The 16,563-nt window shown below is 72.0% G+C and carries 12 protein-coding genes; 7 read left to right on the plus strand and 5 right to left on the minus strand.

Annotation, left to right across the window (positions count from 1 at the left end):
* Nucleotides 1-5: 5 nt before the first annotated feature.
* A complete protein-coding gene (locus IE185_RS17620) occupies nucleotides 6-1,781 on the minus strand; it encodes a hydroxysqualene dehydroxylase (protein WP_189715476.1) in 1,776 nt (591 codons plus the stop codon).
* Nucleotides 1,782-1,928: 147 nt separating this feature from the next.
* Here IE185_RS17620 and IE185_RS17625 point away from each other — a divergent pair, with 147 nt between their 5' ends.
* From IE185_RS17625 to IE185_RS17640, 4 genes are all read left to right on the plus strand, one after another.
* Complete coding sequence (locus tag IE185_RS17625; RefSeq protein ID WP_138895387.1) at nucleotides 1,929-2,381, plus strand: YchJ family protein; 453 nt, start codon at nucleotides 1,929-1,931, stop codon at nucleotides 2,379-2,381.
* A 118-nt stretch (nucleotides 2,382-2,499) separates the two neighbouring features.
* Nucleotides 2,500-2,772, plus strand: a complete 273-nt coding sequence (locus IE185_RS17630; protein ID WP_138895388.1) for a DUF3140 domain-containing protein — start codon at nucleotides 2,500-2,502, stop codon at nucleotides 2,770-2,772.
* A 155-nt stretch (nucleotides 2,773-2,927) separates the two neighbouring features.
* Nucleotides 2,928-3,554 carry a DUF5819 family protein gene (locus tag IE185_RS17635; RefSeq protein WP_167519106.1) on the plus strand — a complete coding sequence of 209 codons (627 nt, stop codon included), beginning with the start codon at nucleotides 2,928-2,930 and terminating at the stop codon, nucleotides 3,552-3,554.
* Nucleotides 3,551-4,666, plus strand: a complete 1,116-nt coding sequence (locus tag IE185_RS17640; RefSeq protein WP_167519107.1) for an HTTM domain-containing protein — start codon at nucleotides 3,551-3,553, stop codon at nucleotides 4,664-4,666. The genes IE185_RS17635 and IE185_RS17640 overlap by 4 nt, the downstream gene beginning before the upstream one ends.
* Nucleotides 4,667-4,683: 17 nt before the next feature.
* Here IE185_RS17640 and IE185_RS17645 read toward each other — a convergent pair whose 3' ends face one another.
* The gene (locus IE185_RS17645) at nucleotides 4,684-6,768 is read right to left on the minus strand and encodes an MDR family MFS transporter (RefSeq protein WP_170198300.1); all 2,085 of its coding nucleotides are present in this window, start codon (nucleotides 6,766-6,768) and stop codon (nucleotides 4,684-4,686) included.
* Between the two features lie 192 nt (nucleotides 6,769-6,960).
* Between IE185_RS17645 and IE185_RS17650 the strand changes: the two genes are divergently transcribed.
* Entirely contained in the window at nucleotides 6,961-8,397 is a 1,437-nt protein-coding gene (locus tag IE185_RS17650; RefSeq protein ID WP_189715478.1) for an NAD(P)/FAD-dependent oxidoreductase, read from the plus strand.
* A gap of 18 nt (nucleotides 8,398-8,415) precedes the next feature.
* On the opposite strand, the gene IE185_RS17655 is transcribed toward IE185_RS17650, so the two are convergent.
* Nucleotides 8,416-9,492: an ATP-dependent DNA ligase gene (locus tag IE185_RS17655; RefSeq protein WP_138896318.1), complete on the minus strand. Its 1,077-nt coding sequence runs from the start codon at nucleotides 9,490-9,492 to the stop codon at nucleotides 8,416-8,418.
* A gap of 152 nt (nucleotides 9,493-9,644) precedes the next feature.
* On the opposite strand from IE185_RS17655, the gene ligD reads away from it, so the two are divergent.
* Together ligD and IE185_RS17665 are read left to right on the plus strand one after the other, a co-directional pair.
* A complete protein-coding gene (gene ligD / locus IE185_RS17660) occupies nucleotides 9,645-10,658 on the plus strand; it encodes a non-homologous end-joining DNA ligase (RefSeq protein ID WP_138896319.1) in 1,014 nt (337 codons plus the stop codon).
* Between the two features lie 7 nt (nucleotides 10,659-10,665).
* A complete protein-coding gene (locus tag IE185_RS17665) occupies nucleotides 10,666-11,754 on the plus strand; it encodes an ABC-2 transporter permease (RefSeq protein ID WP_138896320.1) in 1,089 nt (362 codons plus the stop codon).
* 22 nt (nucleotides 11,755-11,776) lie between these two features.
* On the opposite strand, the gene IE185_RS17670 is transcribed toward IE185_RS17665, so the two are convergent.
* Both IE185_RS17670 and IE185_RS17675 read right to left on the minus strand, forming a co-directional pair.
* Nucleotides 11,777-13,939, minus strand: coding sequence for an OmpL47-type beta-barrel domain-containing protein (locus tag IE185_RS17670; protein WP_138896324.1), 2,163 nt, complete (start codon nucleotides 13,937-13,939; stop codon nucleotides 11,777-11,779).
* Between the two features lie 60 nt (nucleotides 13,940-13,999).
* The gene (locus tag IE185_RS17675) at nucleotides 14,000-16,489 is read right to left on the minus strand and encodes a ThuA domain-containing protein (protein ID WP_138896321.1); all 2,490 of its coding nucleotides are present in this window, start codon (nucleotides 16,487-16,489) and stop codon (nucleotides 14,000-14,002) included.
* Nucleotides 16,490-16,563: the final 74 nt, after the last annotated feature.

Genomic DNA, 16,563 nt, shown 5'->3' on the forward strand with positions numbered 1-16,563 from the left:
TTCGCTCACCCCACATCGAGTGCGTTCCGCAGCCCCAGCCGGTAGCGCGTGCGGTCGTGGCGCTTCAGGAACTCGATCTCGGGCGGCCGGAACAGCGGGGTGACGGTGCAGCGCGGCGCCGTCGAACCCGTGCGGTCGAGGAGGGCGTTGACCGCCGAGCGGGCCGACGCGTTCGCGCCCTCCATCGTCGCCAGGTCGATGTCGACGGACACGTAGTCGCCCGCCAGGAAGAAGTTGGGGATCCTCGTGGCCGCCGACGGGCGGTTGTGCAGCGTGCCCACGGGGTGGATCAGCAGCTCGTCCTCGTTCGTCGGGTTCGGCGTCCCGATGCCGTCCACGCCCGGGTCGAGGAACCACGAGTGCAGCGTGCTGTCGCGCAGCACCGTCCGGCCGGTGTCGTTCAGCGCGGCCTTGAGCTGCGCCCACACCTCGCGCGCGACCTCCTCGCGGGTGCACTGCTTGGCCGTCTTCCCGTACAGGATCCCGGTTCTGTCCCATTCGGAGATGTCGACCGACAGGCAGTCCGCCGCCGTGCCGTCGCCGTAGTCGGCCGGGAAGTTCCGGCCCGGCCAGTGCTGGGCCTGGGCGATGGCGGTCAGGGACCAGGGCGAGTCGATGCAGTTGAGGTGGCCGTGCAGGATCGGCGTACGCTCCGTCAGATAGAACTGGATGCCGGTCATCCAGTCCGTCCTGAGCCGGTCGCACCGCGCCAGTTGCGGGTCGGCGGCGCGCATCGCTGCGTTCCAGGTGGGGCGGGCGTGCTCCACCGGGAGGGCGCAGACGTAGTGCCCGGCGGTCACGGTCCGGCGTACGCCGTCCGGGTCCTCGATCATCGCCGCCGCGATCCTGCCGTCGGCGTACTTCATCTCCCGTACGGTCCAGCCGATCCGGAAGTCGACGCCGAGGCCCCGCAGGTGGTCCACCCAGGGGTCGATCCACGCCTCGTTGGTCGGGGCGTCGAGGATGCGGTCGGGCGGGCCGTCGGCGCCCCGGCCCAGCGCGTTGAGCACGAAGGCCTCGCCGAGCGTGCCGACCGTACGCGTACTCGCCTCCTCGGCCTTCGTCGCGACGATGTTGCGGGTGACGCCGATGGCGAGGATGCGCTGGTAGTCCTTGGACATGCGGGCGGCCCGGGTGAACTCCCACCAGGGCGTGCGCTCCCACGTGTCGTCGCGCCGCTCGTCGCAGCTGGTCAGGAAGACGAGCGCGCGGTTCACGAAGTAGGCGCTCTCGTGCGCGGGGAGGTTCACCGCCGTTTCGAGCAGGCCGGTCAGCGCGCGGCGCAGGTCGTCGAGGGTGAGCTCGGCCGGCTGGTGGCCGGGCCAGGGGATCGGGATCCGCAGGTCCTCGCGGCCCGTGCGCGCGAACATCATCTCGCGCGGGGCGACGAGGTTGTCGTGCACGCCGTTGGCGTTGCCGGGGAACGGGATGCGGCGCATCGTGTCCGGCAGGTTGTGGTAGATGCCGGGGATGAAGCGGAAGCCGTGCTCGGCGGGCAGCGGCCTGCGGCCGCCCTTCGCGCTGTTCGGTACGTCCATGCTGCGGGCCTTGCCGCCGAGCGCCCGCCTCTCGTAGACCGTCACGGCGAACCCGCGCTCGGCCAGCTCGTGCGCGGCCGTCAGACCCGCGACCCCGCCGCCCAGCACGGCGACGGACTCCTGGGCCGCACGCCCGGGCGCTGCCGCCGGCCCGGCGGACGCGGCGGCGGGCGCCGCCCCCAGGGCCATCGCCCCGCCCGCCGCCGCGGCCCCCGCCACGAAGGTGCGTCTGGAACTTCCCATGCCTCGTCCCCCTGTCGCCTTACCGGCGGTAACCACCGCGTCAGGCCCAGGAGAATACGGGCGGCCCCCAGGGCCCGGAAGGCACGTGCGGGCCCCGTTCGCACATTGGCGCGAAAGGGCCCCACCGGCCACGGGCACAATGGGGACATGTCCCGAAGCAGTGCACGCGGTACGAGCCGCAGCCCCCGGAAACCCTCCGTCCCTCCGCCCCTGTCCGCCGCATCGCCCTGCCCCTGCGGGCTGCCCGCCCCGTACGGCGAGTGCTGCGGGCGCTTTCACTCCGGCTCGGCCGCAGCGCCGACCGCCGAACTGCTGATGCGCTCGCGCTACAGCGCCTTCGTCGCCCAGGACGCGGCGTACCTGATGCGCTCCTGGCACCCCGACACCAGGCCGGCGACCCTCGACCTCGACCCGGACACGCGCTGGCAGGGCCTCGACATCCTGGCCACCACGGACGGCAGTGCCTTCCACACCACGGGAACGGTCACCTTCCGCGCCCACTACGCGCACCGGGGCGAGTCCGGGTCCCTGCACGAGCAGAGCCGTTTCGCACGTCACGAGGGCGCCTGGGTCTACCTGGACGCGGTCTTCACGCGGTAGTCGTCGGACCCTTTCCTCCCGTTCTGGTGGTGTTTCGGGTGACGTCGCAGGGGTACTGCGGACGCGATCGCACCTGCCCCCACCGCCCGCAGCACCACGAACCGCCGGGAGGTATCAGATGGACCGCACGACAGCCCTGGAGCTCGACTGGCTCTGGGACGACTTCCACCGCGTGGTGAACATGACGTCCCAGGAACTGGGCACCTGGCTGCGGACCAGTGGCGCCGGTGAGAACAGCGAGCCGCTGCCCGAGCGCGCCGGGACCGAGACCGGGCGGAAGGTGCTGGCGATCCTGGGCAAGCGGCGCACCGACCTGGAACCGGCGGCGGGGGACAGCGCCTGGCGGCGCCGGCTGATGACCCTGGGCCACGCCCCCCTGAAACCGGCATGAGCGCCGCGCACGAGCCGTACCGACGGCGGCGCCCGTCCGGGCCTTTCGCACGGCCCGTCCAGGAGGTCTGACGCGGGGGACCGCCACGGGGGCGGCGGCGGGGATGGATACTCTGGGCGCCGTTGAGATGCGTGGGCACCATGAGGAGAACCAGCGTGGCCGAGTCCGTCATACCGCCGCCCGACCCACTCGCCCCCAGAGGTACGCCTCTTGGGGCGTCGCGGCGCGGGATCCTCCGGTGGTGCGCGGCTTTCGTCGCGTTCGTCGCCCTGGTCCACTCCAGCATGCTGCTGCTCTACGTCGCCACGGACTTCCCGCTCTCCAGGACCTACGCGAAGCAGGTCAACGGGTGGATGCGGCCGCTCTTCCCGCAGGACTGGAGCATCTTCGCCCCGGAGCCCTCCAAGTTCAACCAGCACCTCGAAGTGCGCGCGAACGTCGACGGGAGGTTCGGCCCCTGGATCGACCTCACCGCGCACGACAACGCGGCGTACCGCGGAGAACTGCTCCCCAGCATCGAGGACCAGCTCGTACTGCGCCGGGCCGTGTCCCAGTACCGGAGCAACGCGGCCCGCCCCGACGCCCGCCAGGCCACCGGCCGTTCGGCGCGCTATCTGCTCAACGTGGTCCTGGTGCGGCTCGACGCCATCGGCGAGGAGCCGGGTCAGGCCGTCCAACTGCGCCTGAAGAGCACCCGTATACCGGCCCCCGGCACCCGGCCCGACGCCTCCGTCACGCGCCCGCGGTATCAGGCCCTCGGATACTGGAAGGTCCGCCCATGACCGTACGCGCAGCACTCGCCCTGGGGCGCGACGCCGCCGGCGGTCCCCTCCGTCAAGTCGCCGCCACCGCACGGAAGCTGACCCTCCAGCCGCTCGCGCCGTACAGCGCGGCCGCGATCCGCATCGGTCTCGGCGGCCTCTACCTGATCCACCTGCTCCGCGAATCGGTGCGCGCCGACCGCCTGTGGGGGCCGGGTTCCCCCTTCACGGCCGACCTCTTCGCGCAGACCCTGGAGGCCCGGGGCTGGGACGGCCCCTTCTCCTGGTGGTACTCGCTGCTCGTCACCGACAGCGCCCTCGTGTTCTGGGCCTGGTACGGGCTGGCCGTCGTCCTCAGCGCGCTGCTGATGCTCGGCTGGCGCACCCGGGCGGTGTCCGTGCTCTTCTGGTTCCTTGTGGTGGCCTTCTACATCCGCGGATCCATGGCCAACAGCGGCTGGGCGCTGCTGAGCCTGCTGTTCGCCAACTACCTGGTCTTCGTCGCGTCGGGCCGCCACTGGTCGCTCGACGCGCGCCGCCGCGCCCGCCGGGCGCAACGGGAGAAGGCGGCGGCCGGGTCGCGGTTCGTCTTCTGGGGCGAGGAGACGGAGGAACTGCGCCGCCGCCTCGTCACCGTCCTGCACAACGGCGGCATGGCGATGATCGCGCTCCAGGTCATGGTGATCTACGGCTCCGCGGCCATGTACAAGATCCAGGGCGAGTCGTGGCGCAACGGCACGGCGCTCTACTACTCGATGATGTACGACGACTTCTCGACCTTCCCCGAACTCTCGGCCTGGATCGCGAGCCACGGCACGTTCGCGGCGCTCATGGCGTACGTCACCGTCTTCTCGCAGATGCTGTTCCCGGCGCTGGTGTTCAACCGGCGGCTGAAGTACTGCATCCTCGTCGTCATGCTCACCACGCACATCGGCATCGGTCTGCTGATGGCGCTGCCGATGTTCTCGGCCATCACGATCGTCGGGGACCTGGTGTTCCTGCCGACCACGTTCTGGCTCGCCGCGTCGCGCCTGGTACGCACGGTGCGGGCGGCGCCGGAGGAGGAGAAGCCGCGGGCGCCGGTCCCGCCTGCCCGCGAGGCGGCGGACGCCGGGGTCGGTTCGTCGGCGTGAGCCAGGGGTGAGGCGGCTCAGCGGCGGGCGGCCGGCAGGAGCCCGCCCTGCTCCAGGTCCTCGGCGAGCAGCCGCTTGGCGATCGCGTCGACGGCGGCGGTCAGCTCCTCGTTGCCAGGCCGCCCGCCGTCCATCTCCAACTGGTCGCCGAGCCACCGGCCCCAGGCCGCGCTGATGACCTCGGCCTCGCGCTCGCCCGCCGGGGTGTGCGAGAACAGATTGCCGTCACGGGTGAGGTAGCCCTCGTCCACCATCCGGTCGAAGACCGGCAGCAGCACCTCCGGCGGGAGGCCGCGCCGGACGGCGACCAGGCCGAGGCTGGCGTGCCCGACGATGCGGGTCAGCAGCGTGACCTGCATGACCGCCCAGGCGCCCGCGATGTCCAGCCGGGTGTCGGAGCCGCTGACGATCCAGCGCGCGGTGTCCGGGCCCTTGGCGCGGAGGACCTGCGCGACGTTCAGCTCCAGCAGCTTCGCCGAGTCGCCCGACATGGGCGACGCGAACCCCTCGCCCATGTCGGTGGACCCGGCGCGGGCGGCGTCGCGCAGCTTGACCTGCCTGAGGAACAGCGACACCACGAAACCGACGAGCGCGACGGGGACCGTCCACAGGAACACCGTGTGCAGCGAGTCGGCGTACGCCTGCACGATCGGCTCCGCCTGCGCGGGCGGCAGCGCGTGCACGCCCTCCGGGCTCTGCGCCGCCCCCAGCAGGTCCCCGGGGTCCGCCCCGTCGGCGCGGGCGGCCTCGGTGACGCCCGCGGTCAGGTTGGGGCGCAGGGAGTTGGCGTAGATGGTGCCGAAGACGGCGGTGCCGAACGACATGCCGAGCGTACGGAAGAAGGTGACGCCGGAGGTGGCCGTCCCGAGGTCGGAGTACTCGACGGTGTTCTGCACGGCGATCGTCAGGACCTGCATGCACAGGCCGATCCCGATGCCCAGCACGAACATGTAGAGCGACTCCAGCCAGGCGCTGGTGCCGGTGTCCATCAGGGACAGCAGGAACAGGCCGATGCCCATCACGAGCGAGCCGACGATGGGGAAGATCCGGTACGTGCCCGTCTTGCTGACGACGTTGCCGCTGAAGACGGACGCGATGAGGAGGCCGACGATCATGGGCAGCGTACGGACGCCCGAGACCGTGGCCGAGTCCCCGTCGACGTACTGGAGATACGTCGGCAGGAAGATCATCGCGCCGAGCATCGCGAAGCCGACGACGAAGCTGAGGATCGAGCAGACGGTGAAGACAGGGTTCGCGAACAGCCGCATGGGCAGCATGGGCTCGACGGCGCGCGTCTCGGCGTAGCAGAACAGCGAGAGCGCGATCAGGCCGCCCGCGAAGAGGCCGATGATGACGCCCGAGCCCCAGGCGTACTCGTTGCCGCCCCAGCTGGTCGCCAGGATCAGGGCGCTCGCGCCGAGCGCCACGAGCGCGATGCCGAGGTAGTCGATGACCGGGCGGGCCGCCGAGCGCACGGCGGGGATGTTGCGGGCGGCGGCGATGACCACGACGATCGCGATCGGCACGTTGACGTAGAACGCCCAGCGCCAGGTCAGGTGGTCGGTGAACAGGCCGCCGAGCAGCGGGCCGATGACGGTGGCGACGCCGAACACCGCGCCGATCGCGCCCTGGTACTTGCCGCGCTCGCGCAGCGGGATGACGTCGGCGATCAGCGCCATCGAGGTGACCATCAGCCCGCCGGCGCCGATGCCCTGGAGGGCGCGCCAGGCGATCAGGAGCGTCATGTCGCCGGCGAGGCCGCACAGGAACGAACCGGTGATGAACACGACGGCCGAGACCTGGAAGACCAGTTTGCGGCCGAAGAGGTCGCCGAACTTCCCGACCAGGACGGTGGCGACGGTCTCCGCCAGCAGGTAGGCGGTGACCACCCACGACATGTGCTCCGCGCCGCCGAGTTCGGCGACGATGGTGGGCAGGGCGGTGCCGACGATTGTCTGGTCGAGAGCGGCCAGCAGCATCCCGAGCATGATCGTCCCGAAGACGATGTTGCGCTGCCGCCGGTCGAGCACGGGCGGCGCGGAGCCCGCCGCCGGTGCGGGTACCTGGGCCTTCGCCGGGCCGGACGCGCGGGTGGTGGTCACCCCTGCACCCTCACACCGGCACGCCCGCCCCGCACGCGCAGACGTCCGCACGCCGTACGGCGGCGTCCTTCCGGGCCGTCACCCCGGTCCCCGGAGCGCCCGCGGGCCGCAGGCCCGGCGCCGCGGGCGGGGTCGGGCGGGTCGCGGGTGGGCAGACTGCAGCGAGGGGAAATCCGGGCGGAGGGGGACGGCATGGCGGGCTTCGCGGTGATCGGCGGCGGCATCGCCGGACTGGCGGCAGCGCTCTTCGCCGCCCGACGGGGAAACCGCGTGACGGTCTTCGAGCGCGACGCCCGCGCCCCCGGCGCCGTCACCCTGGACGAGGACTTCTTCGGCTGGCTGCGCCCCGGCGTGCCCCAGGCCGCCCAGCCGCACCTGATGCTCGGCGCCGCCCGCTCGGTGCTCCGTGAAGAGGCCCCGGACGTGTACGACGCGATCATGCGGCTCGGCGCCCGCGAACGGCACGAGCTGGACTGGTTCGAGGCACGGCCCCCCGCCCGCCCCGGCGACCAGCACCTCGTGACGGTCCAGGCCCGGCGCATCGTCGTCGAAACGGCGCTCACCGACGCGCTGCGCGCCGAGCCGCGCGCCACCGTGCGCTACGGCGAGCCCGTCACCGGACTGCTCGTCGACCCGTCCTCCGCCCCGCCGCGCGTCCGCGGCGTGCGCACACCCCTCGGCGCGTACGAGGCCGACCTGGTGATCGACGCGGGCGGCCGCCGGTGCGCCGCGGGGGAGTGGCTGACCGGGGCGGGCTGCCGGCCCCCGGTGGTGGAGCGCCACCGTACCGGCATCGCGTACTTCTGCCGCTGGTACCGGCTGCCCGCAGGGTGCGCGGACGGCCCCGTACGCCCCTGGACCGTCGCCGGCGGAACGTTCGCCGGCTGCGCCGTCTTCCCCGCCGACAACGGGCTGTTCGCCGTCACGCTCTTCGTCCACACCGGCGACCCGACGCGCGGCGCGCTGCGCGACCCCGCCGTCTTCGAGGCGGCGGCCCGCACCTTCCCGCCGGGGGAGGCCTGGCTGGAACTGGGCGCCCGGCCGCTCTCCCCGGTGCTCGCGACCGCCGGTCTCGACAACCGCTGGAGCGCTCTCGTCGACGACCGGGGACCCGTCGCCACCGGCATGGTCGGCGTCGGCGACGCCGTCACCCACACCAACCCGACCATCGGCCAGGGCATGTCGCTCGCCCTGTGGACCGCCCGCCGGGTCGCCCGGGAGACCGACCCCGGCGCGGGCCGCGACCGGGGCCACGGCCGGGGCCCGCGCCCGGCTCCCGGCTCCCCGGACTTCGTCACCGAGCACTACGCCTGGGCGCTGCGCACCCTCAAGCCCTGGTTCGACTTCCAGGTCGTCACCGACCGCGCGATCGGGGAGCGTTTCGCCGTACGGGAGTTCAGCGCCGGGCCCGCCCGGGAGATGGCGGCGCTCTTGGAGTGCGCCCAGGAGGACCCGGAGGTGATGCGGGCCCGCGCCCGGGTCCGGCACCTGGTGGCGCCGCCGACCGAGGCGTACGGCGCCCCGGAGGTCAGGACGCGGGTCGAGGCCTGGCTCGCGGCGCGCCCCGGATTCGTACCCCGCCCCGTCGGACCGGACCGCCGCGAGTGGGACAAGATCACCGCACCCTGAGGGCGCCCGGGCTCCGCGTCACCGCGCCCTGAGCACGTCGGCGAGGTCGTAGCTCACCGGTTCCTCCAACTGGGCGTACGTGCAGCTCTCCGGCGTACGGTCCTCGCGCCAGCGGCGGAACCGGGCCGTGTGCCGGAAGCGGTCGCCCTCCATGTGGTCGTACGCGACCTCGCACACCGCCTCCGGGCGCAGGGCCACCCACGACAGGTCCTTCTTGCCGGACCAGCGGCTCGGCGCACCGGGCATCCGGGCGCTCTCGTGGGCGGCGTCGTCCGTCCACGCCGCCCACGGGTGGCCCTCCGCCTCCGGCGACTCCATCCGCAGCGGCCCCAGCTCGTCGATCAGCTCCTGGCGGCGGCGCATCGGGAACGCGGCGCACACCCCGACGTGCTGGAGGGCGCCCGCGTCGTCGTACAGACCCAGCAGGAGCGAGCCGACGACGGCGCCGGTCTTGTGGAACCGGTACCCGGCGACCACGCAGTCCGCCGTCCGTTCGTGCTTGATCTTGTACATCAGACGGGTGTCGGGGCGGTACGGCATGGACTCCGGCTTGGCCAGCACCCCGTCCAGGCCCGCGCCTTCGAAGTGCTCGAACCACTCCCTGGCCACCTCGATGTCGTTCGTCGCGGGCGCCAGGTAGACGGGGGGCGGGGCCCCCTCCAGCGCCCCCGCCAGGGCGCTTCGCCGGTACACGAACGGGGCGTCGAGCAGCGCCTCGTCGTCCAGGGCCAGCAGGTCGAACGCGATGAAGCTCGCGGGCGTCCGCTCGGCGAGGGTGCGCACCCGGGACGCCGCCGGATGGATGCGCTCGCTGAGCCGGTCGAAGTCCAGCCGGCCGTCGTGGACCACGACGATCTCGCCGTCGACGACGCAACGGGCGGGCAGCGCGGCGCGCAGCGACTCGACCAGCTCGGGGAAGTAGCGGGTCAGGGACTTCCCCGTCCGGCTGCCGATCTCCATCTCGTCGCCGTCCCGGTGCACGATGGCCCGGAACCCGTCCCACTTGGCCTCGTACTGCATGCCGGGCCCCGGCGGGATGCTGGCCACGGCCTTGGCCAGCATCGGTTTCACGGGCGGCATCACCGGCAGATCCATGGATCGATTCTGCGGCTTTTCGGAGCGAATCGCCCGCTATGGCCCGGGCGTGTGGACGGGTGTCTCGCGGGTGTCTCACCGATGGGTGCACGGGCGCGCGGCCGGAGCGCTCCGGTGTGCGGCCCGGGACCGCCCGGCTTAGCGTGGCGGGCATGGGTGAAGCGGTGGAGCTGCATGCCGGCGAGCGGACCGTACGACTGTCGAGTCCGGACAAGATCTACTTTCCCGAGTCCGGCTACACCAAGTGGGACGTGGCCCAGTACTACCTGGCCGTCGGCGACGGGATCACCCGCGCCCTGCGCGACCGCCCGACCACGCTCGAACGCTTCCCCGAGGGCGTCGGCGGCGAGTCCTTCTTCCAGAAGCGCGTCCCCAAGAACCTCCCCGACTGGATCCCCACCGCCCGGATCGCCTTCCCCAGCGGCCGTACGGCCGACGAGATGTGCCCCACCGAGACCGCCGCCGTGCTGTGGGCCGCGAACCTGGGCTGCCTGACCTTCCACCCCTGGCCGGTACGCCGCGACCGCCCCGAGCACCCCGACGAGCTGCGCATCGACCTCGACCCGCAGCCCGGCACCGACTTCGGGGACGCGGTCAGGACCGCCCACGAACTCCACGCCCTGCTCGACGAACACGGCCTGCGCGGCTGGCCCAAGACCTCGGGCGGCCGCGGCCTGCACGTGTACGTGCCGATCGAGCCGCGCTGGACGTTCACGGAGGTACGCCGCTGCGCCATCGCCGTCGGCCGCGAGCTCCAGCGGCGCATGCCCGACCGGGTCACCACCGCGTGGTGGAAGGAGGAGCGCGGCGAGAAGATCTTCGTCGACTACAACCAGACGGCGCGCGACCGTACCATCGCCTCCGCGTACTCCGTACGGCCGCGTCCGCACGCCCCCGTGTCCGCGCCGCTGACCTGGGACGAACTCGACGAGGCCGACCCGCGCGCCTTCGACATCGCCACCATGCCGGTCCGGTTCGCCGAACTCGGCGACGTGCACGCGGACATGGACGACCACGCCTTCGGCCTGGAGAGCCTGCTGGAGCTCGCCGCACGCGACGAACACGACCACGGGCTGGGCGACATGCCGTACCCGCCGGACTACCCGAAGATGCCGGGCGAGCCGAAACGGGTGTCGCCGAGCAGGGCGAAGCGCGAGGGCACGTGAGCGCCGTATGAACGAGGCGCCGGGAGACGGCGCCGCGTCCCCCCACGGCGCCCACGGAAGGCCGCCGACGCGCGCCGAGAAGTGGGCGGCCTTCAAGGAGTCGCCGTTCCTGCCCGCCCTCGTCCTGGTGTTCATCCTCGCCCTCGCCGCCGGGCTCTTCGCCGGCTCCTACACGTACACGATGGCCGACCCCACCCCGCGCCGGATCCCGACCGCGGTCGTCGGGGACGTCGACACGGGCGACGGGCGGGCGTTCGCCGCCGGCATGGAGGAGGCGCTCAACGCCTCGCTCGCGCTGACCCGCTACGCCACGTACGCCGAGGCCCGCGAGGCCGTCGACGAGCAGGAGGAGTTCGCGATCCTGCGGACCGGGGGCGACGCGGTGGAGCTCGACGTGGCGGGCGCGTCGGGCGCCTCCGTCGCCCAGGTGCTCGCCGAGACGGGCGCGGAGGTCGGCCGGCGGACCGGTGCGACGGTCGTGATCAGGGACGTCAAGCCCTTGCAGGAAGGCGACCCGCGCGGCCTCGCCCTGTTCTACGTCTCGCTCGCCGCCGTCATCGTCGGCTTCGTCGGCGCCATCCAGCTCAGCGTGCACGCCCGCGCCCTGAACCCGGCGGAGCGGATCGCCTTCACCGTCGCCTACTCACTGCTCGGCGCGTTCGCGATCGCCGCCGTCGTGGACTGGCTGCTCGGCGCGCTCGACCTGCCGTTCACCGAGTCGTGGCTGATCCTCGCGCTGACGATGTTCACCTCGGGCATGGTCTTCACGATGTTCAACACCCTGATCGGCCGCTGGGCGATGCTCCCCACCTGGGGCCTGATGGTGCTCCTCGGCAACCCTTCGTCGGGCGGCGCGGTGTCCTGGCCGCTGCTGCCCTCCGTGCTCGGCCACATCGGCCAGTGGCTGCCGCCCGGCGCCTCCGTCAACGCGCAGCACACGGCCGTGTACTTCGAGGGCCACCAGCACCTCTTCCCCTTCCTCGTGCTGGCCGGCTGGGCGCTGGTCGCCTGCACGGTCTTCGGCGTGTACCGCCACCGGCACCCCGGCGGACGCGACCGCGTGCCCGCGCACGCGGCCGCGCCCGCCGGGGCGTGACGGCCGTCCGGAGCCGGAAGGGCTACAGCGGCTTGACGCGGATGTCGCGGTAAGAGATCACGTCGGTGGTCCCGTGGACCTGGAGGCCGATGTAGCCGGAGGCGTACCGCCGGCCGTCCGTCCCCGGGTCGTCGCCGCGCGGCGGGGAGAAGTCCTGCCCGCCGGTGTTGTCGAACTCGTTGATCAGGACACCGTTCCTGAAGACCGAGTAGTGCTGGTCCTCCACCCGGATCTCGTAGTCGTTCCAGGTGCCCTTGGGCGTGACGCCCGCACCGCCCAGACCCACCCGGTCGAAGCCGTACACCGAGCCGGTCTTGTACATGTCACCGTCCGGGCGGTCCAGGATCTGCACCTCGTGCCCGTACTTGATGGCGACCCACTCCGGACGCGGTTCCTCCGGGTGGTCGTGGACCTGCGGGAAGCGGACGAAGACACCGGCGTTGGCGTTGCCCGCGCCCGGTGCGTCGTCGCGCCAGCGCAGCTTGAGGGAGAAGTCCTCGTAATGGCGCTCCGGGAACCACAGCATGCCCATGCCGGGTGTCGTCGTGCTGCTGGTCATCGACCCGTCCGCGTTCAGGCCGAACGACCCGCCGCCCACCTGCTGCCACTTGGCGAAGGAGGACCGCGTACCGTCGAACAGGTCGCGGTATCCGGCCGTCTGGCCCGGCTTGCCGATGCCGGACTGCCGGGCGGCGCGGTAGATCTTCCGGTGCTCCCGCTCGTCGATGACGCCGTCGTACAGCAGCTTGTCGAGGACCTTGTCCACGTGCTTGAGGAACAGGGCCTGGGAGGTCCACTCCCGCTCGTCCTCGATCAGCTCGTTGATCGTGCACCGGCTGCGGGTGATCCGGTTCGGCACGCCCGTGTCGACCGTGCCGACGACGACCGTCAGCCGCTCGTCGTGCTCGGGGCAGTTCGGCGCGGGCACGCCGCCGCCCTCCGCGACGGTGAACGCCACCTGCTTCGCGACGGACGTGTTGCCCGCCTTGTCGGTCGCGCGGTGGTCCACCGTGTGCCGGCCGACGCGGTCGACGATCACCGGCACGGTGTACGCCAGGTACGGGCCGCCGTCGAGCGAGTACTCGACCTTGTCGACGCCGGAGCCTCCCGCGTCCGTCGCGGCGAGCGTCACCTTGGCGCTGGTGATGTAGGCCCCGTCGGCGTTCTTGTCGCCGGTCACCGTCGCGGTGGTCTCCGGCGGGGTCCTGTCCTCGGTCGGCGGTGCGACGACCGTGAAGTCGACGGCCTTCTCGGCCGCCACGTTGCCCGCCCGGTCCGTCGCGCGGAAGCGGACCTTGTGCGTGCCGGTCTCGTGCACCATGACCGGGCCGCTGTACGCCGTCCAGGCGCCGGACGCCCCGAGCGCGTACTCGATGGTGTTGACGCCCGACCCGGTGTCGGACGCCGTCACCGTGACCGTCGCCATCCCCAGGTACTGGCCCTCGGGGTTCTTCTCACCGCTGACCGTCGCCGAGGTCTCCGGCGGCGTCCTGTCGTCCGTGGGCGGGGCGACGACGGTGAAGTCGACGGCCTTCTCGGCGGCGGTGTTGCCCGCCTTGTCGGTGGCCCGGTAGCGGATCTTGTGCGTACCGACCTGGTGGACCATGACCGGGGCGGTGTACGGCTGCCACGCGCCGTCCGCCCCGACCGCGAACTCCACCTTGTCCACGCCCGAGCCCGCGTCGGTCGCCGCGAGCGTCACCGAGGCGTGCCCGACGTAAGCCCCGTCGGCGTTCTTCTCGCCCTGCACCTTCGCCGAGGTCTCCGGCGCGGTGGTGTCCTCGCCACCGCCCTCGGTGACGGTGAGGATCCCCTGCATCGAGCCGTGGCCGGGAATGGTGCAGTGGTAGAAGTACCGGCCGGGGGTGAGGGTGACGGTGGCGGTGTGCCGGCCGCCCTGGGCGTCACTCGGGTTGGCGAGGATGTTCAGCTGTACGTCGTCGTTGTACTCCGGGTCGGAGACGTCGAACGTCAGCGTGTGCGGCATCCCGGTCGTGTTGCCGGTCGCCGCGCTGTTCTCGAAGACGATCGTCGTCTCGCCCGCCACCGCCGTCCTCGGGAAGGTCAGGTAGCGGTCGATCGGGTCGCCTGCGGTCCAGGTGAGGGTCTGAGCGGCGGCGGCCTTCGTCGCCGCCCCGTCGTCCTCGCGGCCGTACGCCGCCGTCGACGTCAGGCCGAGGACCATCAGCAGGGCGGCCGCCAGCGCCGTCCACAGGTGAGGTGTTCTCCGTTTCCGCTGCACTGCCTACTCCGCCTTCCTGGCCAGGTCCGTGGCGGCCGGTGTCGGCTCACCGCCCTTGTAGGTCACGCGCCACAGCGCCGACTTGGCGTCCGAGGTGAAGAACCCGCGTCCGTAGTCGAGGACGTAGAGCGAGCCGTCCGGCGCGAACTTCCAGTCCATGAGGTTGCGGACGCCGTCCGCGCCCACCGGGACGATCTTCTTCAGGGATTCGGCGTGCGTGGGAAGCCCGCCGTTGCCGACGGTCTTCGGGTCGGTCAGCACCGCGTGGCGCGGCTGGTCGCCGTCGTAGAAGTCCCCGACGAACCACTTGCCGTCCCAGTACGAAGGCCACTTGTCCTTGCTGTCGCTCGCCGCGTCGTACCGGTACACGGGACCGTTCATCGTCGCCTGGCCGCCGCCCTTGAGCCACGGCAGCAGCAGCTTCTGCTCCTCCTGCTGGTAGCTCGGCACACCGTTGGCGTCGCGCGGGTAGTCCACGCCACCGCCCTGGGGCGAGTACCAGATGGTGTTGGGCGTGACGGGCGGGAGGTTGACGAGACCGTCGTTGTTCGGGGACTCGTTCTTCGGCCTGTCGCAGTCGTACCAGCCGAGCGGCTTGCTGGGATCGGGCAGGTTGCGGTCCCGGTAGGGCTGGTTGTTGCCCATGCAGTACGGCCAGCCGTGGTTGCCCGGCTTCGTGATCGCGGCGAAGGTGTCGTACTTCGCCGGGCCCCAGGTGGTGCTGGGCGCCCCCGCGTCCGGGCCGACCCATCCGGCGTACAGGACGTCGGTCTTCGGGTCGACGGCGATGCGGGCCGGGTTGCGCACGCCCATCACGTAGATCTCGCCGCGCGTCTTGCCGCCGCCCTCGTCCGGCTCCCTGCCGGTGAAGAGATTGCCCTCGGGGAGCGTGTACGTACCGTCGTCCTCGGGGTGGATCCGCAGGATCTTGCCGTTGAGGTTGTTCGTGTTGCCGGCGGTACGGCGGGCGTCCGCGAAGGACACGCCCTTGAAGTTCGGCTCCGGGTTGTTGCCGGAGTAACCGTCGCTGAAGCGGGAGGAGTTGTTGTCACCCGTGGCGATGTAGAGGTTCTGCTTCGAGTCCCACGCCATGCCGCCGCCCGCGTGGCAGCAGCTGTGGATCTGGACCGGCCACTTCAGCAGGACCTTCTCGGAGGCGAGGTCCAGCTGGTTGGTGGCGAGGTCGAGCGTGAAGCGGGAGACGCGGCGCTCGGCCATGCGCGTGTCGCGGTTGATCCGCGAGTGGGGCGTGTAGTGCAGGTACACCCAGCCGTTGGTGAGGAAGTCGGGGTCCGTCTCGACGCCGAGCAGCCCCTCCTCGTTCTTGACCAGCTCGTCGCCGCCGCCCTTGTTCCCGAAGACGGTGAGGGCGCCCGCGAGGGTCACCTTCTTCGTCTTCGGTTCGTAGACGTGGACCTGGCCCTGGCCCTTGCCGACGTCGGGGTTGTTCCAGTCGGTGACGACCGGCGCGTCGCCGTCGCCGCCGCCCCGGCCGATGTAGATCACCCGGCCGTCCTTCGCGGTCACCAGGCCGTGCGGCTCGCCGATCTGGTCCGACCGGCCGGGCTGGTTGGGCGCGGTGAGGCGCTCGGCCTTGTAGTGGGCGTTGATGCCCGCCTTGCAGTCGGCCCGGGAGATGCGCGTCGTCCACTGCAGGGCGCCGCGCAGATGGTCGCGGAAGTCCGCCTCCTGGAAGGACTCGGCCGTACCGCCCATGCCGGTGTAGAAGGAGCGGCCGCCGTCGTAGTCGCGGCACCAGGAGACCGGGTGGTCCCAGCCGTTCGCGCTCGTCCCGGGCTTGTACGTCGCCTCCCGGACCCGGGCCACCGTGTGGACGTCGCCGGACGGGTTCTTCGTCCAGTTCAGCCACGTGTCGGGGCGCTTCCACTGCAGGGGCAGGTTCTTGGTCGCCGGGTGCTGCCGGTCGCCGACCTCCACGGTCGCGCGCTGTACGTTCGCGGGACCGCCCGGGGCCGGCCGCGCCCCGATCAGGCCGCCGAACCAGTCGGAGTACGGCTCGGTGCGCGCCGCGTCGTGGATGCCGAGGAACCCGCCCCCGGCCTCCATGTACGCCTCCAGGCCCGCCTCCTGCTCCGGATCCAGGACATCGCCGCCGCCCGTCAGGAACACGACCGCGTTGAACCTGCCGAGCCGGGCGGTCGTGAAGACGGCCGCGTCGTCCGTCGCCTCGACGCGGAACCGCTGGGCCGCTGGGCCGCTCTGGCCGATCTTCTCGATGGCCTGGATACCGGCGTTGACGGTCGGTGACTCGTCGGCGCCCGCCGAGCCGTGGAACACGAGCACCCGGACGTTCGCGCCGCCGGGCGGAGACGGCAGGTCGGGGAGCGACAACGTTGTCGTGGGCGGAGGTTCCGGGTACGGCTTGGCGGAGGCCGAGGTGCCGCCGAGCAGGCCGGATGCGACAACTCCGGCTGTCAGTACGGCTGCCAGGCCGCGTCGGCCTCTTGACCGGTGATGTGGTGCGCGCTGCATGTGTTCACCCATCCCTCAGTGGTCACAGGAACAGCCGATGAAGCTAGACCTCTTTTCGCGACGCGCCAAGAGGT

It is taken from the genome of Streptomyces chryseus, from assembly GCF_014650755.1.
GTDB classification, from domain to species: Bacteria; Actinomycetota; Actinomycetes; order Streptomycetales; family Streptomycetaceae; genus Streptomyces; species Streptomyces chryseus.